This window comes from Brachybacterium horti, assembly GCF_054777615.1.
The window spans coordinates 1,060,598-1,086,968 of sequence record NZ_BAAHAM010000001.1 but is presented as its reverse complement, the minus strand read 5'-3'; the positions used below and the strand labels follow the sequence as shown (position 1 = coordinate 1,086,968).

Annotated in this window: 19 protein-coding genes; 12 read left to right on the top strand and 7 right to left on the bottom strand. The window is 71.6% G+C overall.

What is annotated here, in order from left to right:
* Positions 1-298 precede the first annotated feature (298 nt).
* Positions 299-2,002, bottom strand: a complete 1,704-nt coding sequence (gene dnaA / locus ACYVAP_RS04960; RefSeq protein WP_498859804.1) for a chromosomal replication initiator protein DnaA — start codon at positions 2,000-2,002, stop codon at positions 299-301.
* A 400-nt stretch (positions 2,003-2,402) separates the two neighbouring features.
* On the opposite strand from dnaA, the gene rpmH reads away from it, so the two are divergent.
* From rpmH to ACYVAP_RS04920, 8 genes are all read left to right on the top strand, one after another.
* A complete protein-coding gene (gene rpmH, locus ACYVAP_RS04955) occupies positions 2,403-2,540 on the top strand; it encodes a 50S ribosomal protein L34 (RefSeq protein ID WP_137769387.1) in 138 nt (45 codons plus the stop codon).
* 26 nt (positions 2,541-2,566) lie between these two features.
* A complete protein-coding gene (rnpA, locus tag ACYVAP_RS04950) occupies positions 2,567-2,953 on the top strand; it encodes a ribonuclease P protein component (protein ID WP_498859803.1) in 387 nt (128 codons plus the stop codon).
* Positions 2,950-3,285, top strand: coding sequence for a membrane protein insertion efficiency factor YidD (gene yidD, locus ACYVAP_RS04945; protein ID WP_498859802.1), 336 nt, complete (start codon positions 2,950-2,952; stop codon positions 3,283-3,285). The genes rnpA and yidD overlap by 4 nt, the downstream gene beginning before the upstream one ends.
* 37 nt (positions 3,286-3,322) lie before the next feature.
* Positions 3,323-4,432, top strand: a complete 1,110-nt coding sequence (yidC, locus tag ACYVAP_RS04940; RefSeq protein ID WP_498859801.1) for a membrane protein insertase YidC — start codon at positions 3,323-3,325, stop codon at positions 4,430-4,432.
* A 78-nt stretch (positions 4,433-4,510) separates the two neighbouring features.
* Complete coding sequence (locus ACYVAP_RS04935) at positions 4,511-5,164, top strand: Jag family protein (protein ID WP_498859800.1); 654 nt, start codon at positions 4,511-4,513, stop codon at positions 5,162-5,164.
* Between the two features lie 8 nt (positions 5,165-5,172).
* Positions 5,173-5,838 (top strand): 16S rRNA (guanine(527)-N(7))-methyltransferase RsmG, encoded by a 666-nt coding sequence (gene rsmG / locus ACYVAP_RS04930; protein WP_498859799.1) that lies wholly within the window; start codon positions 5,173-5,175, stop codon positions 5,836-5,838.
* 52 nt (positions 5,839-5,890) lie between these two features.
* Positions 5,891-6,754 (top strand): ParA family protein, encoded by an 864-nt coding sequence (locus ACYVAP_RS04925; protein ID WP_259362528.1) that lies wholly within the window; start codon positions 5,891-5,893, stop codon positions 6,752-6,754.
* Positions 6,755-6,845: 91 nt separating this feature from the next.
* Entirely contained in the window at positions 6,846-8,666 is a 1,821-nt protein-coding gene (locus tag ACYVAP_RS04920; protein ID WP_498859798.1) for a ParB/RepB/Spo0J family partition protein, read from the top strand.
* Positions 8,667-11,583: 2,917 nt separating this feature from the next.
* On the opposite strand, the gene ACYVAP_RS04915 is transcribed toward ACYVAP_RS04920, so the two are convergent.
* The 6 genes from ACYVAP_RS04915 to ACYVAP_RS04890 all read right to left on the bottom strand — a co-directional run bounded on the left by ACYVAP_RS04915 (position 11,584) and on the right by ACYVAP_RS04890 (position 20,690).
* Complete coding sequence (locus tag ACYVAP_RS04915; RefSeq protein WP_498859797.1) at positions 11,584-12,096, bottom strand: YbbN family protein; 513 nt, start codon at positions 12,094-12,096, stop codon at positions 11,584-11,586.
* 41 nt (positions 12,097-12,137) lie between these two features.
* Positions 12,138-13,268 (bottom strand): NAD(P)/FAD-dependent oxidoreductase, encoded by a 1,131-nt coding sequence (trxB, locus tag ACYVAP_RS04910; RefSeq protein ID WP_498859796.1) that lies wholly within the window; start codon positions 13,266-13,268, stop codon positions 12,138-12,140.
* Positions 13,269-13,371: 103 nt separating this feature from the next.
* Entirely contained in the window at positions 13,372-13,923 is a 552-nt protein-coding gene (locus tag ACYVAP_RS04905) for a hypothetical protein (RefSeq protein ID WP_498859795.1), read from the bottom strand.
* Complete coding sequence (locus ACYVAP_RS04900) at positions 13,920-16,481, bottom strand: hypothetical protein (RefSeq protein ID WP_498859794.1); 2,562 nt, start codon at positions 16,479-16,481, stop codon at positions 13,920-13,922. The genes ACYVAP_RS04905 and ACYVAP_RS04900 overlap by 4 nt, the downstream gene beginning before the upstream one ends.
* A 55-nt stretch (positions 16,482-16,536) precedes the next feature.
* Positions 16,537-18,273 (bottom strand): murein biosynthesis integral membrane protein MurJ, encoded by a 1,737-nt coding sequence (gene murJ, locus ACYVAP_RS04895; protein ID WP_498859793.1) that lies wholly within the window; start codon positions 18,271-18,273, stop codon positions 16,537-16,539.
* Positions 18,270-20,690, bottom strand: coding sequence for a DUF6049 family protein (locus ACYVAP_RS04890; RefSeq protein ID WP_498859792.1), 2,421 nt, complete (start codon positions 20,688-20,690; stop codon positions 18,270-18,272). The genes murJ and ACYVAP_RS04890 overlap by 4 nt, the downstream gene beginning before the upstream one ends.
* A gap of 100 nt (positions 20,691-20,790) precedes the next feature.
* On the opposite strand from ACYVAP_RS04890, the gene ACYVAP_RS04885 reads away from it, so the two are divergent.
* The 4 genes from ACYVAP_RS04885 (at position 20,791) to ACYVAP_RS04870 (ending at position 26,332) form a co-directional block, all read left to right on the top strand.
* Complete coding sequence (locus ACYVAP_RS04885; protein ID WP_498859791.1) at positions 20,791-22,269, top strand: CCA tRNA nucleotidyltransferase; 1,479 nt, start codon at positions 20,791-20,793, stop codon at positions 22,267-22,269.
* A gap of 222 nt (positions 22,270-22,491) precedes the next feature.
* Entirely contained in the window at positions 22,492-25,056 is a 2,565-nt protein-coding gene (locus tag ACYVAP_RS04880) for a transglycosylase domain-containing protein (RefSeq protein ID WP_498859790.1), read from the top strand.
* Positions 25,057-25,316: 260 nt separating this feature from the next.
* On the top strand, positions 25,317-25,607 hold the full coding sequence (gene rpsF, locus ACYVAP_RS04875) for a 30S ribosomal protein S6 (RefSeq protein ID WP_137769398.1): 291 nt from the start codon (positions 25,317-25,319) through the stop codon (positions 25,605-25,607).
* Between the two features lie 140 nt (positions 25,608-25,747).
* Positions 25,748-26,332: a single-stranded DNA-binding protein gene (locus ACYVAP_RS04870; RefSeq protein WP_137769399.1), complete on the top strand. Its 585-nt coding sequence runs from the start codon at positions 25,748-25,750 to the stop codon at positions 26,330-26,332.
* Positions 26,333-26,371: the final 39 nt, after the last annotated feature.

The window sequence follows — 26,371 nt, the reverse complement described above, 5'->3', positions numbered from 1 at the left end:
TTCTTCACGGCTGTGGATCCGGTGGACAACCCTCATCCGTGCAGGTCGTACGCGGAACATGTCATCCCGGCGATCTGTGGAGACCTCGATCCCCGACGTGGGCGGAGTGTGCACACCCTCCGCTCGTCGACGGATTCCTGTCATTCATCCGTGCACATCGGCTCCTGCGGGAACATCCGTCGATCCACACTGTCCACAGAGTTGTCCACATTGGGGACGACGAGGGCTCTCGGAGACCTGTCATCTCCCGCCCCCCGCGCAGGTCGGAGCGCTGCCGCGGCCGGATCCGCGGCATCCCTCAGGAGCGGGAGGCGGAGTTCGAGCTCTTGATCTTCGCGGTGAGCTCGGTGACCTGGTTGAAGATCGCGCGACGCTCCTTCATGAGCTCCGAGATCTTCTTGTTGGCGTGCATCACGGTCGTGTGATCGCGGCCGCCGAACTCCTCGCCGATCCGGATCAGGGGCATGTCCGTGAGCTCGCGGCACAGGTACATCGCGATCTGCCGCGCCGAGACGAGCCGGCGGCTGCGGCCGGTGCCCACGATCTCCTCGACGGAGAGCCCGAAGTAGGTGGCCGTCTGCGCGATGATCGTCGAGGCCGTGATCTGCGTGCCGTCGTCGTGGGAGAGCAGGTCCTTGAGGACGCTCGCGGCGAGGGTGACGTCCATCGGCTGCCGGGAGAGGGAGTGCAGCGCCTGCACGCGGATCAGCGCCCCCTCGAGCTCGCGGATGTTCGTCGCGATGTGGGAGGCGATGTACTCGAGGACGTCGTGCGGGACCTCGCCCGTGTTCTCCTGCGCGACCTTTTTGCGGAGGATCGCGATGCGCGTCTCGAGGTCGGGCGGCTGCACGTCGGTCATGAGCCCCATCTCGAAGCGGGAGCGCATGCGGTCCTCGAAGCCCCCGAGCTCCTTGGGAGGGAGGTCCGAGGTGATGACGATCTGCTTGTCCGTGTTGTGCAGCGAGTTGAACGTGTGGAAGAAGGCCTCCATCGTCTCCGGGGCCCGCTGCAGGAACTGGATGTCGTCGATGAGCAGGATGTCGATGTCCCGGTACCGCCGCTGGAACTCCTGCGCCTTGCCGAACTGGCCGGACTGCACGGAGTTGATGAAGTCGTTGGTGAACTCCTCGGAGTTCACGTACCGCACGACGACGTCCGGGTAGAGGCTCTTGGCGTAGTGGCCGACCGCGTGCAGCAGGTGCGTCTTGCCCAGCCCCGAGCCGCCATAGATGAACAGCGGGTTGTAGGCCTTCGCGGGGGTCTCCGCGACGGCGGAGGCCGCGGCCTGCGCGAAGCGGTTCGAGGAGCCGATGACGAAGGTGTCGAAGGTGTACTTGGCGTTGAGCCGCGAGTCCTCGCCGAGGGTCGAGCCGCCCGGGTCCACCGGACGGGGTCGGCGCGGGGCCGGCATCGGGGAGGGGGCGGAGGCGCCCGAGTAGCCCGTGTAGGGGGAGGTCTCGGAGAAGCCGCGACCGGCCTCGGCGACGTCCGCCGGGGCGATCGCGCCGTCGGCCTCGGCGCTCGTGGAGGCGGCGCTCGAGGAGGACGGCGTGACGGGGAGCACGGCGCGGGCGCCGTCGCGCCTGTCGGGCCGGACGGACCCGTTCGCGCGGAACGGGGCCTCGCGGTGGACCTCCGCCGCAGCGCTGTCCACAGAGTTGTCCACATCCTGTGCATTCCGCGGGGCGGAACCCGAGGTCGCGGCGGGGGGACGTGCCGGCTCGTCGTCGTCCTCGAGCATGAGCGACTCGTCGACCGTGACGGCGAAGCGGGTCTCGCGTCCCGTCGCCTCCCGCAGCGCGTCCTTCAGGGCGCCCGCGATGCGGTTCTCGAAGAGCTCCTTCGCGGAGGTGTTCGGCGCTGCGAGCAGGGCGGTGTCCGCCACGACGGCCATCAGGCGGGACAGGCTGAGCATCGCGAACGCGCGCGTGGAGACGGCGCTGTCCTGGCGCAGGGTCGCCAGGGTGCGATCCCAGATCGCATCGGGCTGCGCGTCGTTCATCTCTGTCTCCATCGCGGGGCGGGTGTCGGGGTAGTTTTCCACAGGTTCGCCGTCCATTGTGGACCGGGACTGTGGAGAACTGTGGATCCTCGGGGCCCCTCACGAGGGAGAGGTGCACCACGAGCGACACGTGAGAATCGGGCCACACCGGGCGCTCCGGCGCCCGGGATCCGTTGACCCCCTGTGCACCCGCCCCTAAACTCGTGCAGTCAGCGCTGCGCGTCGGCCCGACGGTTCCCCGGTCCCCTCCGGACCCGCCGTCGGACCGTGTGAATCGTCCGCCGGTCGGTCCTTCCCCCGGCTCACGTCCTGCCTCCCCGGCAGGAGAACCGATCCGTCCGTGCAGCGGACCACACGCCACCGTGAGGGGCACGTCAGTGCCCACGACCGAGGAGAACCGATGTCCAAGCGCACGTTCCAGCCGAACAACCGCCGCCGCGCCAAGAAGCACGGCTTCCGCGCCCGCATGCGCACCCGCGCCGGCCGCGCCATCGTCAACGCCCGCCGCGCCAAGGGCCGCTCCGAGCTCTCCGCCTGAGGCTCGGCGACCGCGAGCGGGTTCCCGTGGCCGGCTCGACCTGGTCCCGGCACCGCCTGCGCTCCTCCGACGACTTCAGCGCCGTCACCCGAGGAGGCGCCCGCAGCGCCCGATCCCACGTGGTCGTGCATCTCGCCCTGCTCGAGCAGGGCGATGATGCACCCCGCGTGGGATTCGTCGTGTCCAAGAAGGTCGGCAACTCGGTGATCCGCCACCGGGTGGCCCGCCGCTTCCGGGAGATCGTCCGCCATCACCTCGCGGAGTTCCCGGCCGGGTCGACCACCGTGCTGCGAGCCCTGCCCGGCATCGAGCAGATCCCGTTCACGGACCTCGAGGACGAGGTCCTGGGGGCGCTCGGGACCGCGACCCGCAAGCTCGAGAAGCGTCGCGCCGCCGCGTCGAGCGCGTCATGAGCGTCCTGCGCGCGATCGCCCGGGCGCCGCGACGGCTGCTCATGCTGCCGGTGCGCGCCTACCAGGTGGGGATCTCGCCCTACACCCCTCCGGCCTGCCGGTACTCCCCGGTGTGCTCGGCGTACGGCATCGAGGCCCTGCACGTGCACGGCGCCGTCAAGGGGACCCTGCTGACCACGTACCGGATCCTGCGGTGCAACCCCCTCACCCGAGGGGGGCACGATCCGGTGCCCGCCCCGGGCATGTGGAGCAATCCACGCCGTCTGCGGCGCCCTGCCGCCGAGGGCCTACCCTTGTCCGAGACTCCCGACCACAGCCGTCACATCGCATGAACGACATGCGCATCCGGGCGGCAGGAAGACCAGGCCGATGAATCCCCTGTACCCCATCGAGTGGGCCGTCGCATGGATCATGGTGAAGTTCCATGCGCTCCTGGGCCTCGTCATGGACCCGAACTCCGGCTGGACGTGGATGCTCTCCATCGTGGGCCTCACGGTCGTGGTCCGCGTCATCATCACGCCGCTGTTCATCCGGCAGATCCGCTCCTCGCGCGCGATGCAGGCGGTCTCCCCGCAGCTGCAGGCGCTGCAGAAGAAGTACAAGGGCAAGACCGACCCGGAGTCCCGCCAGAAGATGGCGACGGAGATGCAGGCGGTCTACAAGGAGGCCGGGGCCTCCCCGCTCTCCTCGTGCCTGCCGCTGCTGCTGCAGATGCCGATCTTCTTCGCCCTGTTCCGCGTGCTCTTCTACAAGCTGCCCGAGGCGGCCGGCGGCGCGGCCTTCGGCCCGCTCACCGTGGACCTCGCGAAGAGCGCCTACCACGCGACCCTGCTGGGCAGCACGACCATCGCGGACAGCTTCCTCAAAACCGGTGACGGCGGAATCACGTCGAAGATCGTCGCCGGCGTCATCATCGCGCTCATGTGTCTGACGACCTTCATCACCCAGAAGGAGCTGACCATGCGCAACATGCCGCCGTCGGCCCTCGAGGGCCCGATGGCGAGCACGCAGAAGATGATGATGTACATGCTCCCGTTCATCTACGTGATCACGGGACCGGGTATGCCGATCGGTGTGCTCATGTACTGGCTCACGACGAGCCTGTGGACCCTGGCCCAGCAGCTCATCGTGGTCCTCACCTACCCCACCCCGGGCTCCCCGGCGGAGGCCTCGCGCCACCGCCGCATCAACGCCAAGCGCGAGCGCAAGGGCCTCGAGCCCCTCGACTTCACGCCGAAGAAGCCGGCCGTGGTCGTCGAGGAGGAGACCGCGCCGATCCGCGTGCAGCCCAAGAAGGCCGCCGGCGGCAAGAAGCTCTCCGACCAGGAGCGCCTCGAGCAGGCCCGCGCCGCCCGTGAGAAGGCGCAGGCGGACCGCCGCGCCGCGCAGGCCGCGAAGGCCGCTGAGGAGAAGGACAAGCCCTCCTCCGGCTCCGCGCTCTCGAAGAAAAACCAGGGCGGCAAGAAGCGCCGCAAGTGACCTCCGACGGCGGGAGCACCGGAGCTCCCGCCGTCGACCGCACCGCCTCCCCGCATCCCGAGCACCACGGAGATCCCCATGACTGACACCACCGTCGACCCGACCCCGGGCGAGGACCGCACCGACGTCGAGAACCCTGCCGTCGAGAGCGCCGCCGCCCCGACCTCCGCGGCCGCGGCCCCCGCGGCCCCTTCGGCTGAGGGAGCCGAGGTCGAGCAGCCCGAGTCCGCCGTCACCGAGGAGGAGCCGCGCGAGAGCGCGGAGGAGCGCATGCGCCGTCTCGAGGAGGAGGGCGACATCGCCGCCGACTACCTCGAGGAGCTGCTCGACATCGCGGACCTCGACGGTGACATCGACATCGACGTGGACGGCGACCGGGCCTCGGTCGAGATCGCCGGCGCCGAGCGCCTCGCGAAGCTCAACCGCCCGCGCGGCGAGCTGCTGGACGCGCTGCAGGAGCTGACCCGCCTCGCGGTGCAGACCCGCACCGGCAACCGCTCGCGCCTCATGCTCGACATCGGCGGCTTCCGCGCCGAGCACAAGGGCGACCTCGAGCAGCTCGCCGAGGACGCCGTGGAGCAGGCGCGCACGGGCGGGGAGCCGGTGCCGCTGCGCCCGATGAACCCCTTCGAGCGCAAGGTGGTCCATGACGTCGCGAAGGGCGCGGGGCTGCGCTCCGAGTCCGACGGTGACGGCAAGAACCGCCACGTCGTGATCTACCCGGCGTCCTGAGGCCCGTCGTGCTGGCGCTTCCCGAGCACCTGCGCGCCCCGGCGGAGCGCCTCTTCGGCGACCGTCTGGAGCTCGCGCAGCGCTACACCGACCTCCTCGCCGAGCAGGGCGTGGAGCGCGGCCTCATCGGCCCGCGCGAGGTGGAGCGGCTGTGGGAGCGCCACATCATCAACTGCGCCCTGCTGAGCGACGCGATCCCGGAGGACGCCGCCTCCCTGGCCGACGTCGGCTCCGGGGCAGGGCTGCCCGGCGTGGTCATCGCGATCGCCCGCCCCGACCTGCCCGTGACCCTCATCGAGACGATGCAGCGGCGCACGACGTGGCTCGAGGAGGTCGACGCCGAGCTGGACCTGGGCCTCGAGGTGGTCCGCGCCCGCGCGGAGGAGCTGCACGGGGACCGCGACTTCGCCGTCGTGACCGCCCGGGCGGTCGCGGCCCTCGACAAGCTCGCCAAGTGGACGATGCCGCTCGTGGCCGACGGGGGCTCGCTCATCGCCATGAAGGGCTCCTCCGCGCAGGACGAGCTCGACGCCGCGCAGAAGGTGCTGCGGCGACTCGGCGGGGACGAGGGGACCGTGCTCCGCTGCGGGGAAGGGGAGGTCGACCTTCCCACTACAGTGGTCCACGTGCGCCGCCGCGCACGAGCAACCAGGAAGGGAGACCCCCGTGGCTGATCGGCCAGGCGACGCCTCCGCGACCGGGGGCGCCCTCGACGACACCCCGCTCATGCGGGAGCTGACGCGGGACCATGCCCGGCGCCGGGAGCTCGAGAAGGCGGCCTTCTCCGCTCCGGAGACGACCCGCATCATCACCGTCGCGAACCAGAAGGGCGGCGTGGGGAAGACCTCCACGACCGTGAACCTGGCGGCGGCGCTGGCGATGGGCGGCCTGCACGTGCTCGTGATCGACGCGGACCCGCAGGGCAACGCCTCGACCGCCCTTGGCATCGCGCACCACGCCGAGGTGCCGAGCATGTACGAGGTGCTCGTGGACTCCGCCCCGATCGCGGACGTCGTCCAGGACGTGCCGGACATGCCGCGCCTGCAGTGCGCCCCCGCGACGATCAACCTCTCCGGTGCGGAGATCGAGCTGGTCTCGCTCGTGGCGCGGGAGAACCGCCTGCGGAACGCCATCCGGGACTTCCTCGCGCACCGCGAGGAGGAGGGCCTGCCGCGGCTGGACTACGTGCTCGTGGACTGCCCGCCCTCGCTGGGCCTGCTGACGGTCAACGCGCTGGTCGCCGCCCGAGAGGTGCTCATCCCGATCCAGGCGGAGTACTACGCCCTCGAGGGGCTCACGCTGCTGCTGAACAACATCGATCTGATCCGGCAGCACCTGAACCCGGATCTGCAGGTCTCCTCGATCCTCATGACGATGTACGACGCCCGTACGCGGCTCGCCGCGCAGGTCGCCGCGGAGGTGCGGGAGCACTTCCCCGAGCAGACCCTCGTGACGACGATCCCGCGCTCGGTGCGGATCTCGGAGGCGCCGAGCTACGGGCAGACCGTCCTCACGTACGATCCCGGGTCGAGCGGGGCCCTGGCCTACCGGGCCGCGGCGCACGAGATCACCGTGCGCCCCGCCCCGTGACACCCCTCTTCCGGTCCGCCGTTCGGCCGTCCCCTGCGGACCGGGATCGACTTCGGCCCATGCACGTTCGCTTCTCGGAAGGACCACGGAGATGACGCAGAAACGAGGACTCGGACGCGGACTCGGCGCCCTGATCCCCGGCGCGGGATCGGCACCGGCGGCCGCGCCGACCCCGGAGCTGCGCACCCGCACGCCCCGCACCGATTCCCCGAGCGAGCGCGCTGCGACGGAGCGCCCTGTGGACATGTTCTTCAGCGGGGACCGTGTGGGCGAGGACGACGCCGCCTCCCGCGGGCGCAGCAACCCCCGTGACCTCGCCGGCGACATGGCCAAGGCCGCCGCCGAGCGCCGCGGCCGGGGCACGCGCACCGCCTCCCGCGCCGCCGCGGAGGAGGAGAGGGCGCCGAGCACCCGCCGCCGCAGCTCCTCCACGAGCGCGCCGGCGAAGAGCGCCCCCGCGAAGAAGAGCGCCCCGGCGAAGAAGGGCGCCGCGGCGTCCTCTGCATCGAAGTCCACCTCTTCGAAGGTGTCCTCGTCGAGGACCACCGGCTCGAAGCCGGCTGCTGCGAAGAGCTCCTCCTCGAAGTCCACGCCGTCGGAGCCCGCCGCCACGACGAGCACCGCCTCCAAGGAGACCTCGGCGTCGGCGGCCGCTCCCTCGACGGCCGCCGCCGAGAAGCCCTCGTCGTCCTCGAAGGCCGCCGGGTCCACGTCAGTCGATGAGTCCTCGACGCCCTCCGCGTCCACGACGGCTGCGGAGACCCCGGCGAGCACGGCCCCGGCGCCCGCCGCCGAGAGCGCCCCGTCGGCCCCGGTCGAGCCGACCACCCGGGTGACCGCTCCCCCGGAGGAGGAGACAGCTCCGGAGGTGTCGACGGCGGAGAGCACCGAGGCCCCGGCGGCGGAGGAGGCCCTCTCCTCGCCCGCCGAGTCGAGCCCCGTGGTCGACGTGCAGCCGGTCGAGTCGACGCCTGCCCAGGCCCGCGCCGCGGCGTCGGGGACCGAGGAGATCGAGGAGGCCGCCGCTCCGGAGGAGCCCTCGACGACCGAGGAGCCCGTCGCGTCCGCCTCGGATGACGGCAGCCTGCTCCCCGTCCCCGGTGCGGAGTTCGCCGAGATCCCGATCCACGAGATCCGGGAGAACCCGCGGAACCCCCGGACGCTCTTCGATGACGACGAGCTCGACGAGCTCGCCTTCTCCGTGCGCCACGTCGGCGTGCTGCAGCCCGTCGTCGTCCGGCCGATCCCGGTCACCGAGGACGGCGAATCCTTCGAGCTCGTCATGGGCGAGCGCCGCTGGCGCGCCGCGCGCCGTGCCGGCCTCCCCTCGATCCCGGCGATCATCCGGGAGACGAGCGATGACGACCTCCTGCGGGACGCGCTGCTCGAGAACCTCCATCGGTCCCAGCTGAACCCGCTCGAGGAGGCCGCCGCCTACCAGCAGCTGCTCGACGACTTCGGCTGCACGCAGGACGAGCTCGGTGAGCGGATCGGTCGCTCGCGGCCCCAGATCACCAACACCCTGCGGCTGCTGCGCCTCCCCGCGCTGGTCCAGCGCCGGCTCGCGAGCGGCGCCCTGAGCGCCGGTCACGCCCGTGCCCTGCTCTCCCTGGACGATCCCTCGCTCATGGAGGAGCTCGCGCAGCGCATCGTCTCGGAGGGGCTCTCCGTGCGCGCCGTGGAGCGTCTGGTGGCCCGTGGTGGGCAGCAGGCCCCCGCACGCACCGTGCGCCGCTCCAGCTACGATCCGCACGTCGTGGACCTCACCAGCCGGCTCTCCAACCGCCTGGAGACCCAGGTGCGTATCGACGTGGGCAAGCGCAAGGGCAAGATCACCCTGGAGTTCACCAACCTCGAGGACCTCGAGCGCCTGGTGGAGACCATGGGGCTCGAGACCTCCGTGGAGGACTGACCCTCCCCGACTGCTCTGCACGTCTCGGAGAACCTGCAGCGACTCTTCGTGCCACGGGCCCGCACCCACAGGGGTGCGGGCCCGTCGCGCATCCCCGGGAGGGGAGAGGGTGACGGGTGTGATGTACCGATACACCCCAGAAGTCCGATGTGTACGGTTCACCACCGAGGCAAGAGCTGGAGTCCCCGAGAGCGCCCGTGGGATCCATGCGGCGAGGGCGGGGGTCGGCGCGGGTGAGGTCACTCGCTCGACGTTGTCCACCGATGTGCACAACTCTGTGGATTCGGCTCCCGACCCGGCGATGAGCTCCCGTCGCCGACCGTGAGCTCGGTTCGCGTACCGCATGACTGCCAGTCGAGAGGAGCGGTGGCGCTCGCGAGTGAGCGACCTGGACGTCAGCCGCCGGGTGGGCGCTCCTGTCCGGCGTCATGTGGGGCCGTGGCGTCTCGGGGTCGCCGCGGGTGTCGGCACGTTCTTCGGACACACGTGAAACCCTCCCCCCTGGGAGAGGGATCGGTGGCCGGGCAGCACGCCGTTCCTCCCGGCACCTGTGGTGCGGCCCGACATTCTTGCAGGTCACCGGTAAGTTCCCCGTGAAACATGAACGGCTTGCCCCGTGGGCATGGGGTCCGAACGAGCTGGGAACACACTCTTGCTCCATTCGACCCCACCCTGCTGCCCCCGCGAACCGCTCACATCTGACACAGCGAGGGGTGGGGTCGGCTGCCGAGGGGAGGGTGCGATGGGTGAGTTTCCCGTGAAACGGAACGGAATGCTGGATGGTCACAGCAGGAGCAGAGGAAGCAATGCCCCCTTTCTCAGAGCCGTTGGCCATGTCGTAGCTCTCTCCGCTCAACGGCGCTTCGAAGTCGTTCGTGCACGCGCAGACCAGAACGGCCGAAGAGTGAACTGCGGGTGTCGAAGCTTCACGTGAAACGCGTGCGGTAGGCCCACCGATGGCCCGCAACGCGGCGCCGGCCGACGTGCTCGCTGATCGGCTCAGTGCGTTCCCGCCCGATGAGGAGCACGTGAACAGTGATGTGCCCACTCCCCCCAGACGATGCTCTGCCGCGATGCGACGGCTGCCCACGCGGGACGCGAGAACCTCGCGCCTCGGCGACGTCGTTTCCCGTGAAACACAGCTGCATCCATACGCGGTCCGGAGAGTTTCCCGTGAAACTCGCGTCGGTGTAGAGCGGTTCTGTCGTGTTTCCCGTGGAACACAACATGCTCCGCGTACGACGCTCCACCCGTGACTCGGAGAGGGGGCATCATCGTCGGGTGCGCATGGGCCCGCCATGCTCACGCTGATGTGCAGCACGGGGCAGATCGTAAAGGGCTGCGAGTTCGCAGCTTCACGACACGGCAGCAACGCGCTAGGCGCCAACCTCGGTGTTTCCCGTGGAACTCGCCCGCCGAGCTGTCTCCCCTGGACGGAGACAGCCACGCATGGCAATCAGTGGGAGGAGTGGCCAGGTGCTTGTTGCCGAGACATCACTTCCGGAGGAGTTGGCAGTACCCATGAGAACTCCTGACATCGCCTCTCCTCTTCTGAAGAGTGTTCACGAGCGTTGATCAACGGCAGACGCCTTGTTTCACGGGAAACTCGCCCCAAGGTCGCTCTCGTGCGGGGACGCGCGGGTCCAGTCCGGGGAGCGCACACTCGCCTACCGTGCGTTTCACGCGAAACTTTCGCCCTTTCCCGAAATGACGTGCAGTGGGCGTCGAGGGCGACGGTGCCCGAGGCTGTCGATGGAGACGATTCGGACCACACTCCATGTCGACGGAGTCTCTCGGGAAGCCACGATGCTGTTCCTCGGCATGCAGCTGGCTCAGCGCCGGAGACCGGCGACCGAGGTTTCACGCGAAACCAGTCCTGGCGAGGGGCCGTAGCGCGGCAGAGGCGCTGTCTTTCTCGTCCAGGTCATCTCTGCTGGTGAGCATGCGCATGGGCTCGGCGCGACGAGGCCATCGACTGCTGCGGCCAGAGAAGCAGCTCGACGCGCAGAATCGACGTTTCACGGGGAACGGAAATCGGCGCCCGGTCCTTCACCCGAGCGAGAGAGCAGGAGACGACCACCAGCGTCTCTCCCGCGTGCGCACTAGGTGCCCGAGACAGGCCCCCGAGGGTTTCACGTCGAACCATGAGGACGCGGGACCAGGTCAGGTGGGACAGAGGCAACCCGGGTAGGACGCGCTAAGCCGGAGCGGAGGGACGGGTCCTGTTTCGCGTGAAACCCGAGAAGAACGACATGATGAGTTGTTGTCGTTGATGGGAGAAGTCCCGCCGTGGTGCAGATGACGAGGTGGTGGACGGCAGCTGGTCGGACGGCGCGCAGTGTGGAGTGCCGGGGCGGGAGCGGTCGCGGTCAGCAGATGTCGTGAGCGCGCGACAGCGCTCGGATGTTCGTCGTGGAACCACTCCCCGGTTGCTCCGGCGATGTCCATACTCCGTTGGGAGATCAGGCAGAGAGGTCGGGGCAGCGGTGAGAGCTTGACGCCGCGCACACACGACATGAGTCGTCGCGACGTCACGACGATGCGGGGAGGGTGCTCCGACGCCACTTCTGCACACTGTGGGAAACGGTGTGGACAGCGATGGACGCGGTCCCCAAGAGATCCAACCAGATCGGAAGACTATGACCCATACCACAGGATCCGTCGCTGGGCACCCTTTCCTGGAGGTCAGTATCAGCGCAGGTCACAGCATGATCAGCCCGACACTCGGGCGATCAGAGTCTCGGTGCTCTCTCCACACACCAATGTGGATAACTCTGTGGAATGACCCCACGAGGGCTGTGGACATCGATGTGGACAACCATGTGGATGCGGGGATTGGTGCACGTCATCGCGGTGGGTCCGGGGCAACTTGACGCGCCCGTCGGCGGCACTCCATGGACTGCTGTACAGCGGTCTCTCAGCTCCGCAAGGGGCCGAACTCCTCGTCGATGATGTGCTTCGGGAGAGCCCCCGTGCGTCGATGCAGCTCCGTCCAGGAGCCGCGGAGCTCGATCCGCTCCCCCGTGGGGGTCCGGAGGAGCGTGGAGTCGCAGACGGTCCGGTGGACGGCGGTGCGGACAGTCGTGGAACGCTCCGCGTCGGGAGCGTCGGGAGCGTCGGGAGCGTCGGGAGGGCTGGGCTGTGCGGAGGTGTCCGGGGCGGCGGAGGGGTCGGCGGGCCTCGCGTGCTCGAGCAGCAGCCAGGTGGGCAGCACCTCGACTCCGAGGGCATCCAGGAGGGCCGGTTCGGGGTCCAGGAGGTGCACGGCGGTGCGATCGGGTCCCCAGCGGCGGGAGAGCTCCCTCAGGATCGTCACCGCAGGGCGCGCCGGAGCGCACCACGACGCCGTGACGAGGACGAGCAGCTCAGAGCCCGCAGGGGCGGCTCCCTGCTCGGGAGCCGCCCCTGCGGCCGGATCGGTGCTGTTCATCGATCGTTGCTGCTCATCGTGCCTCGTGCGGTCGGTGCGCCTCAGGCGCGGGCGGCGGCCTCGGAGACGAAGGCGGCGGTGGCGTCGGTCGGCGCGTCGGCGACGTCGGCCGTCTCCTCCGCCTCCGCGTCGCGATCCGCGAGCCAGCGCTCGGCGTCCAGCGCCGCCTGGCAGCCGGAGCCCGCGGCGGTGATCGCCTGGCGGTACGTGTGGTCGACGACGTCGCCGGCCGCGAAGACGCCCTCGACGGAGGTGCGGGTGGAGCGGCCCTCGACGACGATGTAGCCCTGCTCGTCGAGCTCGAGCTTGCCCTGGAACAGCTCCGTGCGCGGGAGGTGACCGATCGCCTCGAAGACGGCGGAGGTCGCGATCTCGCGCTCCTCACCGGTCTGCGTGTCGCGCACGGTGATCGACTCGACCTTCTCACCGCCGTTGATCGAGACCAGCTCGCTGTTCCACGCGAAGGACAGCTTCGGGTCGCTCTCCGCGCGGCGGGCCATGATCTTCGAGGCGCGCAGCGCGTCACGACGGTGCACGAGGGTCACCGTGCGACCGAAGCGCGTGAGGAAGGTGGCCTCCTCGACGGCGCTGTCTCCGCCGCCGACCACGACGATGTCCTGGTCCTTGAAGAAGAACCCGTCGCACGTGGCGCACCAGCTGACGCCCTTGCCGGAGAGGCGGTCCTCGCCGGTCACGTCGAGACGGCGGTACGCGGAACCGGTCGCGATGATCACCGACTTCGCCCGGTACACGGTGCCGTCCTCGAGCGTGATCGTCTTGACGTCGCCCTCGAGCTGCACGTCGACGACGTCCTCGAACTCGATCTGCGCGCCGAAGCGCTCGGCCTGCTCCTGCATGGTCGTCATGAGCTCGGGGCCCTGGATCCCCTCGGCGAAGCCGGGGAAGTTCTCGACGTCCGTCGTGGTCATCAGCGCGCCGCCGGCGTCGAGCGCCCCCGCGAGGACGATCGGCTTCATCTCGGCGCGGGCCGTGTAGATCGCGGCCGTGTAGCCCGCGGGACCGGAGCCGACGATGACGACCTCGTGCACCGTGCTGTCCTGCGCCGCGCCGTCCTGCGCGGTCTCGGGGGCCTCGCAGCCCTCGGGCCCGCAGGCCTGCGCGGAGGCGGCGGAGGCGCCGAGGATGTTGAGAGCCTGGATCGGCTGGGTCATGGGAGGTCCTTCCGGAGGTGGACGGGAACGGCGCGGCGACGCAGACGAGCGTACGGCGCGAAGGGGTCGGAGGGGGCGGGCGAGGGACGAGGCGGGACGGCGCTCACACACCCTCGATGAGCACGGTGCCGCTCCAGAGGCCCACCTGGGACGGATCCGCCTGCGTCGAGGCGTCGCCGCAGGTGGGGCGCACCACGGTCACCGAGACCGTGCCGCCCGTGGCCTGGAGCGTGTCGCGGTCCACGGGACCGTGCACGAGCAGCCAGGCCGACGTCTGGTCGGTTCCCCACGCGACCTCCTCCATGATCAGCACCGCATCGGAGCTCCCGAGGGCCTGCAGGCAGGTCGCGGCGTCGAAGCTCGTCATCGGCTGGATGGTGCCGGCGTCGACGAGCCTCTGGACCTCGGTGCCCAGGGAGCTCTCCGTGACAACGGGCAGACCCGCCGAATTCTTCCCGGCACCGTTCTCCGTGTCGACCGCGACACCTGCCCGCGGGTGCGTGGTGCTCGACTGCTCGAGCGCCGTGGACAGCTGCAGCCCGATCAGCGCGGCCACGACCAGCACCGCGAGGATCACCACGACCGGGATCCCGAGGAAGTTCGGGAGCCGGGAGTACAGCCCGTGCACCCGCCGGAGGGCCGGGCGCGGGCTCATTCGACGCGGACCTCGGCGATCCGGCCGCGGTAGCGATCGGTCTCGACGCTGTCCTGCGGGAGGTCGGGGATCCACAGCGCGGCGCCGTCGGCCTCGAGGGGCTCCTTCGGGGTGAGGACGGCCTCGCCGTCCCCGTTGAACTGAGCGGTCGCGGCGACGTCGCGGAGGCTGCCGTCGGCGTTCACCGCGTGCAGCTCGATCGTCCCGCCCGTGTTGCGGGCGGTCGTCACGGTGACCTTCGTGATCGTGGACTCCTCCGCGAAGGTCAGCTTGATGCCCGTGCCGTCCTTGAGCCCGCCGAAGTCGGAGCTCGTGTACAGCTTCGTGGACCAGAAGGTGCCGGTGTCGCCATCCGTGATGCGCGAGGCCTGCTCCGGATGGTCGAGGGTGCTCGAGTTGAACTCCTCGACCCCGGTCACCTCGGGCGCGGGCAGGGTGGCGGTGGGCGACGGGCTCTCCTCCTCGGTGGTGGGGCTCGCCTCCTCGCTCGGTGCGGCGGTGGTCGCGGTCGCGACCGGCTGCGTGTTCAGCGGGTTCTCGACCCGCTGGCGCAGCCCCGAGGTGATCGACGTGATCGCGAAGACCATCGCGATGATGACCAGCAGCACGGCGCCCAGCAGGATCCATTGGGCCTGGCGCGAGCGGGCGGCGGGCTGTGCGGGGCCGAGGCCCCAGGTCTGCGGGTCGTCCGCATCGACCGCGACGCCGACGACCTCCCGCAGCAGGGAGCTGCGGGAGGCGGGGACCGTGTCCTCCGGGACGTCCGACTCGAGGGCGGAGCGGTCGCGGCCGCGCACGACGATCGGACCGGAGTCGACCGGGGCGAGCGACTCGGTGCGCCCGGAGACGGCGAGCGGGCCCGTGCCCTCCGCCGCGGAGGACGCGGAGTCATGACGATGATGCGTGGCAGGGGTGAGCGCGGTGCTCGCGGTGGCGCCGGCGGCCGCGGGGAGGGCGGCCGTGCCGGGCTCCGCCGCGGCGGGGGCCACCCCGGACTCGGCGGCCTCCGGTGCGGAGGTGCCCGGCGCGTCGGCCGGGGTCGAGGGACTCACCGGGGTCGACGGGCTCGTCGAGGCCGACGGGTCGGCCGGTGAGGACGGGCCGGAGGGGGCGGCTGCGGCGGCGGCCGCCGCGACGCCGACGGTCGCGGCACCGGCCGCACCCGCGCCGGCGGCGAGGGGCGCGGCGTCACGAGCCGCGGCCGCGTCGGTATCCGCGGCGGATCCCGTCGTTGCGGCGGCGTCGGTCTCGGCAGGGCGAGAGGCAGGGGCGGCGACGTCGAGATGGCCCGGGAAGACGCTCGAGGAGCGCCGCTCGTCCAGGTGCAGCTCCTTCACCAGCGCCTTCGCCTCGCCCTCGGCCGCGGAGGAGGAGGCCTGAGCAGTCTGCTCCTGCTCCTCGGCGGGCACCGAGGACTCGGGGGCCCCGGGGTTCTCGGGGTCGACGGCGGCCGAAGCCGCGCCGGCGCCGACGACCCCGGCCGTCGCCGCGGCGGCCGCGCCGGGGGTGCGGGAGACGGTGTCCTCCTCCGGGAGGCCGCCGTCGGTGGGGAGCGGCTCGAACGACTCGGTGGCCGGATCAGCGGCGGCCCGCCCCGGACCGGTCGGGTCCGACGTCGGCGCCTCCTCCCCGTCGGCGACGGGAGCCGCGGAGCCCGCGCTCACCGAGGTCTCCCGGCCGGGGACGACGACGGGCGCGGACGGAGCGGCATCGCGGGAGGAGGCAGCGGGGGTCTCCCCGCGACCCGCATAGGCCTCGAGGGTCACCGGGATCGACTGCCACGGCTCGAGGGCCTCGACCAGGTCACGCGTGGTCTCCGGGCCCTCCTCCGCGGCGCCGCCCAGCACGAGCTCGCACAGCAGGTCGAGGTCCTCGGGGATCGGCGGGGCGCCCTCCGCTCGCAGCGCGGACGGCCGTGGGATCGTCCCGTCGGCCCCCGGTCGCGGGCTCCGGCCCGTGAGCGCCCGGAACAGCAGCGCGACGAGGGCGCGCGTGTCCTGGAAGGAGGCGATCTCCCGCGAGCGGTCCAGATCGGTGTGCGCGGCGGCCTCGACGCCCACACCGAGCACGGAGACCGCCCCGGAGGCCGTGTCGACGAAGACGCGGTTGGAGTCGAGCAGCTGATGGCGGAGGCCACGACGGCGCGCGACCTCGAGCCCGGTCGCGGCCTCGCCGATCACGGCGCGCGCGGTCTCGGGGTGCAGGGGGCCGTCGGCGAGCAGCGCCGCGAGCGGCGGGGACGTGGGCAGCGGGTACTCGACGACCGTCGTCGGCTCGCCCGCGGTCCCGTCCGTCGCGCTCTCCTCACGGGGATCCTCGAGCACGACGATCTCGCGGACCGGCACGAGGTGCGGGTCCTCCACCAGGTACGCGCGGCGCACGGCGTCGGCGGCCTCGAGCGCGGCCGGGCCGTGCACGACCAGCAGCGCCACGTCCTCCCCGCTCGCGACCGTGCGGGCCCGGTGCCACGAGGCGCCCTCGGCGACCCCGGACAGGGGGATCCGCCCCTCCAGGGTCCACCGGGAGCGCAGCGCGTCCAGATGAGAGTTCGTGTCCACGGACCGTCCTTGTCGTCGGTGTTCGCCCTCGCTGCGAGCTCGGGCGGCTTCCATGCTACGAGGTCGCCCCGCGCAGGCGGCCGAGGGCCCGGGTTCCGGTGCCCACCATGCGCTGGACCTCCTCGACCCGCAGCAGCCAGGCCACGGCCAGGAACACCGCGGAGACCACCGCGCCGATCACGACGCCGAGGGCGATGGCGACCGATCGGTGGGACCAGATGGCCCCGTCCAGCAGCTGCACGAGCCCCGCCCCCACGGCCCAGGAGACGAGCGCCGCGAGGGCGAGCTTCCCCGCGAGCACCAGACCCTCCCGTGTGCCCGGCACGGCCTCGCCGAGGGCAGCGGCACGGCGCCGCAGGAACCACAGGGCCATGAGCCATCCGGCGAGGTTGCCGACGCTGCTCACCGTCGCCGCGGTCGCCGTCGCCCACGCCGGGTCCACCACGGCGAGGATGATCGGCGCACCCACGAGGGAGGCGAGCGTGTTCGGGATCTGCGTGTAGAAGGGCACGCGGGCGTCCTCGTACGCGTAGAACACGCGCTTGACGAGGTAGAGGGCCGCGAAGGGCACGAGGCCCAGCATGTAGCCGACGAGCACCGCGCCGTTCGCCCGGGCGCCGATCGGCCCCGTGCCGCCGCCGATCGCCCACATGATCGGGCCGGCGAGGGCGATGAAGAGGACCGTGCACAGCACCATCGGCACCGCGAGCAGGCGGTTCGTGCGGGCGTACGCGGCGAGCGCCGCGGCGTGGTCCCCCGCGGCGGCGCTGCGCGAGATCGCCGGGAAGGCGGCCGTGACCAGGGAGACCGCGATGATGCCCTGCGGGATCATGAACGCGAGGTACGCCCAGTCGATCGAGAGCAGCCCCGGATAGCGGGCCGCGAGGTCGGAGTCCTTCCCGGCCGCCTCCGCCGCGTGCACCGCACCGCCGGTGGACCAGCGGGTCGCCCACACGCCGAGCTGGCCGAGGCCCAGCATCGCGAGGGTCCACAGGCCGATCCTGCTGAGCTTGCCCAGGCCCAGCCCGCGGAAGCCCCACCGCGGCCGCAGCCGCAGGTCGAGCTTCTTGACGAACCAGGTGAGGAAGACGACCTGGCCCGCCGAGCCGCCCACGTTGATCGCCGCCATCGCCACGATCATCGCGAGGGTCCACTGCGACGGGTCGCCGACGGCGCCCCACATGCCCAGGAACAGGGCCGCGCCGACGATGCCGATGAGATTGTTGACCACCGGCGCCCACTGGTACGGGCCGAAGGAGTCGTGCGCGTTCAGCAGCTGCCCGCACATGACGTACAGGGCGGAGAAGAAGACCTGCGGCATCATCCAGTAGCCCAGCTGCACCGCGAGCGCGTAGGTCGCCGGCGGCAGGCTGCCGCTCGTGAGCACGAGCAGCACGGGCACGAGCAGCATGCACAGCCCCGTGAGCACGAGCGACACGAGGGACACGAGGGTCATGAGGCGCGAGACGTAGTCGCTGCCGCGGTCCGGCCGCTTCACGGCGCGCACGATCGCGGGCACCAGGATCGCGTTGAGCGTGCCGCCGCCCACGAACAGCCACACCGTGTTGGGCAGGGCGTTCGCGGCGCTGAAGGCGCTGCCGGCGGAGGACATGGAGCCCGCGAGGATCGAGCCGAACAGGAAGTTCCGCACGAAGCCGAGCAGCCGCGAGACGATCGATCCCGAGGCCATGACCACGGAGGCCTTCATGAGGCGGGAGCTGCTCCCGGGGGTGCCGTGGCGGCGGTGGCGGGGAACGTGATGGGTGCGGAGCTCGCGGGGACGTGACGTCACGGGCGCTCCTCCTTCTGCTCCGGGTCCTCGGCCGCGGCGGCGGCCTCGTCCCCGGTCTCGGTCGTGGGGTCGGGATGGGTCTCGGCGTCGTCGGCGTCGTCGGCGGTGGGGGGCAGCGGCTCGGTGGTGGGCTCGGAGCGGCCGGTGCGGGCGAGGACCACCGGGTCCTCGGGGCCGTGCACGGCCGGGGCGCGGTGCGAGGAGCCCGTGCGGCGGGCGCGCGCGACGCCCACCACCACGAGCGCGCCCATGCCGATCACGAGCAGCAGCGTCGTCCAGTTCTCCCACGCCGGGTTCACCGTGAGCGGCACCTCGGAGGTCGAGGTGAGCGCCTGCGCCCCGCCGTCCGGGGCGTCCTCGGCGTCAGGATCGCTGGTCAGCTGCACGGAGAGGGTCACAGTGCCGTTCGCGATCGCCTCGACCGGGACCGTCTTGTCGATCTGGCCGCGGGCGGGGACCGTCACGACGGGCTGCTCGCCCACCCGCACGATCGGGCGGTCCGAGGACACCGCGATCCGCACCGTGATCGGCGTGTCCAGGGAGTTCTTCACCGTGATCGGCACGCCCGCCGAGTCGGAGATGAGGTTGTAGCCGGAGGTCGGGACGACGGAGATCGCCTCGGTGAGGTCCGTGACGGCGGTCTCCGCCAGGTCCGCCCGCGCGGAGGAGTCCGCGGCGGAGCCCCAGTGCTCCGAGGCGGCGGAGAGCACCTCGAGGCGGGGACCGTCGAGCGCGGCGTCGTCCTCCATGACCGCGCCGAGCGTGTCGAGCTCGCCCCAGAGGTCCTGCAGCCGGCGGGCGAGGGCGGGCTCGACGTCCGTCGCGGCGACGTCGGCCGGGTCGGTGCGCGTCCAGGTGCCGTCCTCGGACTCCGCCGAGGGAGCCACGGTCGCCGCATCGATCACCCCGAGGGCGTAGAGGTCGTCCCCGGGTGTCGAGGGGTTCGTCGTGACCGCGTCCTGCTCCGCGGCGGAGAGCAGGGCATCGGTGGTCCCGCGGGTGAGCCAGGGGGCCTCGTCGAGGGCGTCGAGCGCGGTGCCCGCGGCCTCTGCGTCCAGGGCCGCCTCCGGGTCCGGGCTGATCAGCAGGTGCCGCGGTGCCTGCGAGTACTCCGAGGCGATCGTCGCGGTCTCCGCGAGCATCCGCTGGGTCACGAGCTCCGGGTCGGTGCTGCCGTCGAGCGAGGCGAACTCGGCGGAGAGCTCCGGATCCGGCGCGAGCACCCGCAGGTCCCGCCCGGACCCCGTCGCGCCTGTCGCCTCGTAGGTGCCGATCGAGCTGGGGGTGACGGCCGATCCCGGATCCTCCCGCACCGACGTGGAGGGCACGATGACGGTGTCCGCCCCCGTCGCGGCCGCCTCGTCGAGGGCGTCGGCGGTGACCTCGTCACCGGGGATGCCGACGGCCCGCGAGCGCAGGACGATCCCCGACTCCTGCCAGGTGTCCCGGCCCAGGGCGTCGGCCGCGTCCGCGAGGTCCGTGGCGCCGCCTTCGCGGAGTCCCGCGAGGTCCGTGCGCGCATAGGGCATGGCGAGCACGGTGCGGGAGCCGACGGCGTCCTGCAGCGTCGAGGCGATCGCCTGCGCGGTCTCCGGGACGGCGTACTCGGCGGCCGCGTCGCCGTTCGTGGTCTGCGGATCGCCCTCCTCGGCGATCGCGAGCCGCGGCGGGTCCAGCAGCTGCGGGTCCAGCCACCAGTCCACGTCCTCGCGCGCGGCGAGGGCCTGCAGGGAGGCGAGGTGCCCGGAGGCGGCGGAGTCCGCGTAGGCGGAGGGATCGGCCGCCGCGGCCCCCGGATCCGTGCCGGTCATGGGCAGCAGCACCGACTCGGTGATGCTGCCGCTCGCCCCCTCGGGGCGCCACACCACGAAGGTGCGGATCGCGTCCTGGGGACCGTCGGACGTGGAGAGCGTGAGCGAGATGCGGCGCGTGCCCCACAGATAGGACTCCCCGCTGAAGCCGAGGTCCTCCGCGGGCACGCGGATCTGCAGCGTCGCGGAGTCCCCCGGCGCGATGACCGCCGGATCGGAGGAGGCGACGGGCTCACCCGCCGTGTCCGGTCCCGTGAGTCCCTCCCACTGCGAGAGCTGCGCACGGTCGGTGACGCGCGAGCTGCGGGTGCGCAGCTCGAGGGACGCCGCGTCGAGCGGCTCATCGGAGGTGTTGGTCACCCTCACCCGCGCGGTGAGCGTGCCGCCGGGCGCGAGGGAGGTGGGATCCAGGGAGGTGAGCGTGAGGTCGACGGCGGAATCCCCACCCTCCGACGGGGCCGACGGGGCCACGGGTGCGGCGGGGGACGCGGGCGCGGCGGCGCTCGCCGGGCTCGCGGCGCCGGCCAGCAGCGCGGGAGCGAGGAGCATCGTCACCGTCAGCAGCGCCGCGAGGACCGGGCGCAGCAGCGGACGGGTGGACGGCATGGGGACACTGTATGCGGCCGCTACCGTAGTTCCCTGCGCGGGCGCGCCTGCTCCGCAGACCCTCGCACCACCTTCACATCGACCGCAGGACAGGACCCCCGTGACCGAACCCGCCGCCGAGGCCGCCCACCGCCTCGAGAACGCCCGCACCCGGGCCGCCGCCATGTTCGAGGCGCTGCCCGCGGAGATCCACGACCTCGGCCGCCGCTTCGAGGCGGCCGGTCTCGAGCTGGCCCTCGTGGGCGGCCCCGTGCGCGACGCCGTCCTGGGCAGGGTGAGCGCCGACCTCGACTTCACGACCTCCGCCCGCCCCGAGCAGACCGAGGAGATCCTGCGCGGCTGGACCCACGACGGCGGCATCTGGGAGATGGGCCGCGAGTTCGGGACCCTCGGCGGGATCCGCGACGGGGTCAAGGTCGAGATCACGACCTACCGCACCGAGACCTACGACCCCACCTCCCGCAAGCCCCAGGTCGCCTACGGGGACACGCTCGAGGGGGACCTCTCCCGCCGCGACTTCACCGTCAACGCGATGGCCGTGCGCCTGCCCTCGCTCGAGCTCGTCGACCCCTTCGACGGCCTCGAGGACCTCGCCAAGGGCGTGCTGCGCACCCCGGTCGCCCCCGAGCAGTCCTTCGACGACGACCCGCTGCGGATGATGCGCGCGGTGCGCTTCGTCTCCCAGCTCGACCTGCGGATCGAGCCGATGACCGCCGCCGCCGTCGCGGACCTCGCCGAGCGCATCACCATCGTCTCCGCCGAGCGGGTCAAGGACGAGCTGGTCAAGCTCATGACCGGCGTCGTGCCCCGCCGCGGCCTCGAGCTCATGGTCGAGCTGGGCCTCGCCGACCACGTGCTGCCCGAGCTGCCCGAGATGCGGCTCGCGATCGACGAGCACCACCGCCACAAGGACGTCTACGAGCACTCCCTCACCGTGCTCGACCAGGCGATGGACCTCGAGAGCCCCGCCGGCTCCGGCGGCCCCTGCGAGGCGCCGGACCTCGTGCTGCGCCTCGCCGCGCTGCTCCACGACATCGGCAAGCCCGCCACCCGCCGCTACGAGGACGGCGGGGTCGTCACCTTCCGCTTCCACGAGACCGTGGGCGCGAAGATGGCCGCCAAGCGGCTGCGGGCCCTCGCCTTCGACAAGGACACCATCAAGAAGGTCTCCCGGCTCGTCGAGCTGCACCTGCGCTTCCACGGCTACGCGGACTCCCCGTGGACCGACTCCGCGGTGCGCCGCTACGTCACCGACGCCGGGGACCTGCTCCAGCGCCTGCACCGGCTCACCCGGGCGGACGTCACCACCCGCAACCAGCGCAAGGCCCGCGCCCTCTCCCGCGCCTACGACGAGCTCGAGGAGCGGATCGACCGCCTCGCCGAGCAGGAGGAGATCGGGCGGATCCGCCCGGACCTCGACGGCAACGCGATCATGTCGATCCTCGACCTCCCCCCGGGCCGCGAGGTGGGCGAGGCCTACAAGCACCTCCTCGAGCTGCGCATGGAGCACGGCCCGCTGGGCGCCGAGCGCGCCGAGGCGGAGCTGCGCGCCTGGTGGGCGGCCCGCGCCGAGGGCTGAGCGGGCGGTCGGCGCGCGCCGGTGGTGACACGCGCCGCACGGACGCTGGATGCCTCCCCGCCTCCGTGTGAGGAGGATGTGAGGGACCGCCCGGCAGACGTGCACACCGTGTGTGCTTCGCCGCCGGGGCTTCCCGTCGGCGGGGGTGGGATGCTCATACTGTGAGGTCGCCTGCCCGTCGGCAGTCGCGTCCCCGACCCCTTCAGACCAGGAGCAGCAGCCATGAGCGATTCCGGACGCTCGTCCCGCGGCTCGTCGCGCCGCACGAACCCGTCGGCCGGCAATCGTCGCGCCGCAGGTGTACGTCGCGCCTCCGGGGCCTCCGACGCGAAGAAGCCGGCGCAGGGCGCCGCGGCCTCCGCGAGCAAGGGCACGAGCCGCACGCCGAAGAAGGCCGGCGCCGCCGCGGGCGGTGCGGCCGCGGCGGGGGCAGGCAGCCGCTCGGCGGCGTCCCGCCACGCCGCACCGGCGCGCAGCGGGCGCGGGAAGGGCCGCGGCAAGGTCGCCGCGACGAACTTCCTGAACTACCCGCGGGCCGGGAAGAAGGGCTTCTGGCGCTGGCTTCCGTCCTTCCGCCTGCTCGCCGGCGCCTTCGCGCTGATCGTGCTGCTGGGCCTCGCCGGCACCGTCTGGCTGTACAAGACCACCGAGGTCCCCGAGCCCTCCGACTTCGCCCTCGCCCAGTCCTCCCGCGTCTACTTCTCCGACGGCGAGACGGAGATGGGCAAGTTCAGCGACATCAACCGCACCCCGATCGCGAACGACGAGATCCCGCAGACCGTCAAGGACGCCGTCGTCGCGAGCGAGGACGCGACCTTCTACGAGAACCGCGGCATCTCGCCCAAGGGCATTCTCCGAGCCCTGGTCAACAACCTCTCCGGCGGTGCCCGCCAGGGCGGCTCGACCATCACGCAGCAGTACGTGGAGCGGTACTACACCGGGACCAACACGAGCTACGTGGGCAAGGTCAAGGAGATGTTCATGGCGATCAAGATCGACCAGGAGCTCCCCAAGGACGAGATCCTCTCCCGCTACCTCAACACCATCTACTTCGGTCGCGGCGCGTACGGCATCGAGGAGGCCTCCCAGGCCTACTTCGGCAAGCCCGCCTCCGAGATGGACGAGTCCGAGGCCGCGCTGCTGGTCGCCGTGATCCCCGGCCCCTCGTCCTACGACCCCGCGGTCAACGAGGAGAAGGCGCAGTCGCTGTGGGCGCGCGTGATCGAGCGCGAGGTCAACGACACCGGGGTGCTCACGGCCCAGCAGGCCGACGCCCTCGAGTTCCCGAAGACCGTCGAGCCCAAGAAGCAGAACAGCCTCGGCGGCACCAACGGCTACCTCCTGGACCAGGTGCGCACCGAGCTCATCAACCAGGGCTACACGCAGGACGAGCTCAACACCGGCGGCTTCAAGATCGTCTCCACGGTGGACAAGAGCGTCCAGGACAACACCGTCCAGTCGATCGAGGACCTCGGCGACCGCCCTGAGAACAACCGCGTGGGCACGATGACGCTGGACCCGTCCAGCGGCGCGATCCGCGGCATGTACGGCGGCGAGGACTACGTGAAGCAGTCCATCAACGACGCGACCCAGTCGCGCATGCAGGCCGGATCGATCTTCAAGACCTTCACGCTCGTCGCGGCCCTCCAGGACGGCTACTCGCTCTACTCGACCTGGGACGGCAACTCGCCGAAGTCCTTCCCCGGCTGGACCGTGAACAACTTCAACAAGGTCGACTACGGCACCGTGAGCCTCGCGCAGGCGACCACGAACTCGATCAACACGGCCTTCGCCGAGCTGAACGTCGAGATGGGCCCCACGAAGACCAAGGAGGCCGCGATCGAGCTGGGCCTCCCGGAGACCACGCCGGGCCTGGACGACTACGCCTCGAACGTGCTCGGCAGCGCCTCGCCGACCGTCCGCGAGATGGCGGAGGCCTATGCGACGATCGCCTCCGGCGGCATCTACCACTCCGCGTACATCGTCGAGACGATGACCAACGCCGACGGCTCCAAGGAGTACGAGCACAAGGACACCGCCAAGCGCGTGCTCGACGAGGGCGTGGCCACCAACGCCACCGTCGCCCTCCAGGGCCCGCCCAGCACGGGCTCCGCGAAGGCGCTCGTCGACATCATGGACGGCCGCCCCGTGGCCGGGAAGACCGGCACCTCGGAGTCCTTCCGCTCCGCATGGTTCGTGGGCTTCACCCCGCAGCTCGTGACCGGCGTGGGCATGTTCCAGCCGAACGCGGACGGCGGCGAGGACCCGCTCACCCCGTGGGGCGACTACTCGAACATCACCGGCGGCTCGTACCCCACGGAGATCTGGGGCTCGATCATGTCCCGCTCCCTCGAGGGCCAGGACTTCGAGGACTTCCCCGAGGCCGTGCGGCTGGACAACCAGAAGGCCGTCGCGAGCACCACGACGACCCGCAAGTCGACCCGGACCCAGGCCCCGACGACGAAGGCCCCCACCACCGAGGCGCCGACCACGGAGGAGCCCACCACGGAGGAGCCGACGACGGAGGAGCCCACCACCGAGGAGCCCACCACGGAGGAGCCGACGACGGAGGAGCCCACCACCGAGGAGCCCACCACGGAGGAGCCCGCGGAGGAGGAGCCCACCACGGAGAAGTCGACGACGCCGGCGGAGAAGTCGACGACGACGAAGAAGCCCGCGGAGGAGACCACCACCGACTCCGAGGGCGACGACGAGGCCCGGGGCACGACCACCGGCCAGGGCACCGGGAAGGGCACGAGCAAGGGCTCGAGCACCGGCAACGGCTAGGGATCGGGCGGCGGGGACTGATCCCCGGGCCCCGGTCCACGACGCGGCCCGCTCGTCCTCCGGGACGGGCGGGCCGCGTCGTCGTCGGCCCCGGCTGTGATCCCCCGCGCAGCTCCCGCCCCGCTCTTCTCCCCACCGCCCGGGACCGGTAGGGTTGCACGGTCCGTGACATGCGCCGCCGGCGGCTGCGCGGATGGCATGAACCCTCCTGCCACGGAGAGACCGTGGCCGTTGAGACCACAGGAGGTGGGTACCGAAACATGCGCGCTTACGAAATGGTCGTGATCCTCGACCCGTCCGTCGATGAGCGGACCGTCAGCGGGACCTTCGAGAAGCTGGTCCAGGTCGTCCCCACCGAGGGCGGCACCATCGACAACGTCGACGTCTGGGGCAAGCGGAAGTTCGCCTACGAGATCGACAAGAAGTCCGAGGGCATTTACATCGTCCTCACCTTCACCTCGACCCCCGCCACCGCGCAGGAGCTCGATCGTCAGCTGGGGCTCAACGAGTCCGTGCTGCGCACGAAGCTCATGCGGGCCGACGCCAAGTGATCCCCCGGGACGCGCCCCCGCACCGCGGCGGCTCGTCCCTCCCGATCGCCCCCGGCTCGCGCCGACGGGCGACCAGCGGCCCCCGGGCCGTCTCCCAGTGACACCACTGACCCCACCGAACTCGGAGCAGAGGAGCACCCATGGCGAATGACACCGTCATCACGGTGATCGGCAACCTCACCGCCGACCCGGAGCTGCGTTTCACCAACTCCGGAGCGGCCGTGGCGTCGTTCACCGTCGCGTCCACCCCCCGCACCTTCGACCGTCAGGCGAACGAGTGGAAGGACGGCGAGGCGCTGTTCCTGCGCTGCTCGGTCTGGCGCGATGCCGCCGAGAACGTGGCGGAGTCGCTGGAGAAGGGCACGCGCGTCGTCGTGCAGGGCCGTCTCCAGCAGCGCTCCTACACCGACCGTGAGGGCAACAACCGCACGTCCGTGGAGCTCCAGGTCGACGAGGTCGGCCCGTCGCTCCGCTACGCCACCGCCAAGCCCACCAAGGTGCAGCGCGGCGGAGGCGGCGGCGGTCGCGGCTTCAACGGCGGCGGTGGTCAGCAGGGCGGCGGCTTCAACGGCGGCGGCCAGGGTGGCTACGGCCAGCAGGGCGGCGGTCAGGGCGGCTACAACGGCGGCCAGCAGGGTGGCTACGGCAACGCTCCTCAGGGCGGCGCCGACCAGGACCCGTGGGCCGGCGGCAACCAGGGCGGGTACGACGACCCTCCCTTCTGATCCGCAGAGGGCTCACCGGAGCCCGCTGACCAGGATCGA

Coding starts and splice junctions, on each gene's coding strand:
- ACYVAP_RS04925 (WP_259362528.1), top strand. CDS start 5,891: ATGCGGGAGCTGACGCGGGACCATGCCCGGCGCCGGGAGCTCGAGAAG.
- rpsF (WP_137769398.1), top strand. CDS start 25,317: ATGCGCGCTTACGAAATGGTCGTGATCCTCGACCCGTCCGTCGATGAG.
- yidD (WP_498859802.1), top strand. CDS start 2,950: ATGAGCGTCCTGCGCGCGATCGCCCGGGCGCCGCGACGGCTGCTCATG.
- yidC (WP_498859801.1), top strand. CDS start 3,323: ATGAATCCCCTGTACCCCATCGAGTGGGCCGTCGCATGGATCATGGTG.
- ACYVAP_RS04890 (WP_498859792.1), bottom strand. CDS start 20,690: ATGCCGTCCACCCGTCCGCTGCTGCGCCCGGTCCTCGCGGCGCTGCTG.
- ACYVAP_RS04905 (WP_498859795.1), bottom strand. CDS start 13,923: ATGAGCCCGCGCCCGGCCCTCCGGCGGGTGCACGGGCTGTACTCCCGG.
- ACYVAP_RS04920 (WP_498859798.1), top strand. CDS start 6,846: ATGACGCAGAAACGAGGACTCGGACGCGGACTCGGCGCCCTGATCCCC.
- dnaA (WP_498859804.1), bottom strand. CDS start 2,002: ATGAACGACGCGCAGCCCGATGCGATCTGGGATCGCACCCTGGCGACC.
- ACYVAP_RS04880 (WP_498859790.1), top strand. CDS start 22,492: ATGAGCGATTCCGGACGCTCGTCCCGCGGCTCGTCGCGCCGCACGAAC.
- trxB (WP_498859796.1), bottom strand. CDS start 13,268: ATGACCCAGCCGATCCAGGCTCTCAACATCCTCGGCGCCTCCGCCGCC.
- ACYVAP_RS04915 (WP_498859797.1), bottom strand. CDS start 12,096: ATGAACAGCACCGATCCGGCCGCAGGGGCGGCTCCCGAGCAGGGAGCC.
- rpmH (WP_137769387.1), top strand. CDS start 2,403: ATGTCCAAGCGCACGTTCCAGCCGAACAACCGCCGCCGCGCCAAGAAG.
- ACYVAP_RS04870 (WP_137769399.1), top strand. CDS start 25,748: ATGGCGAATGACACCGTCATCACGGTGATCGGCAACCTCACCGCCGAC.
- ACYVAP_RS04935 (WP_498859800.1), top strand. CDS start 4,511: ATGACTGACACCACCGTCGACCCGACCCCGGGCGAGGACCGCACCGAC.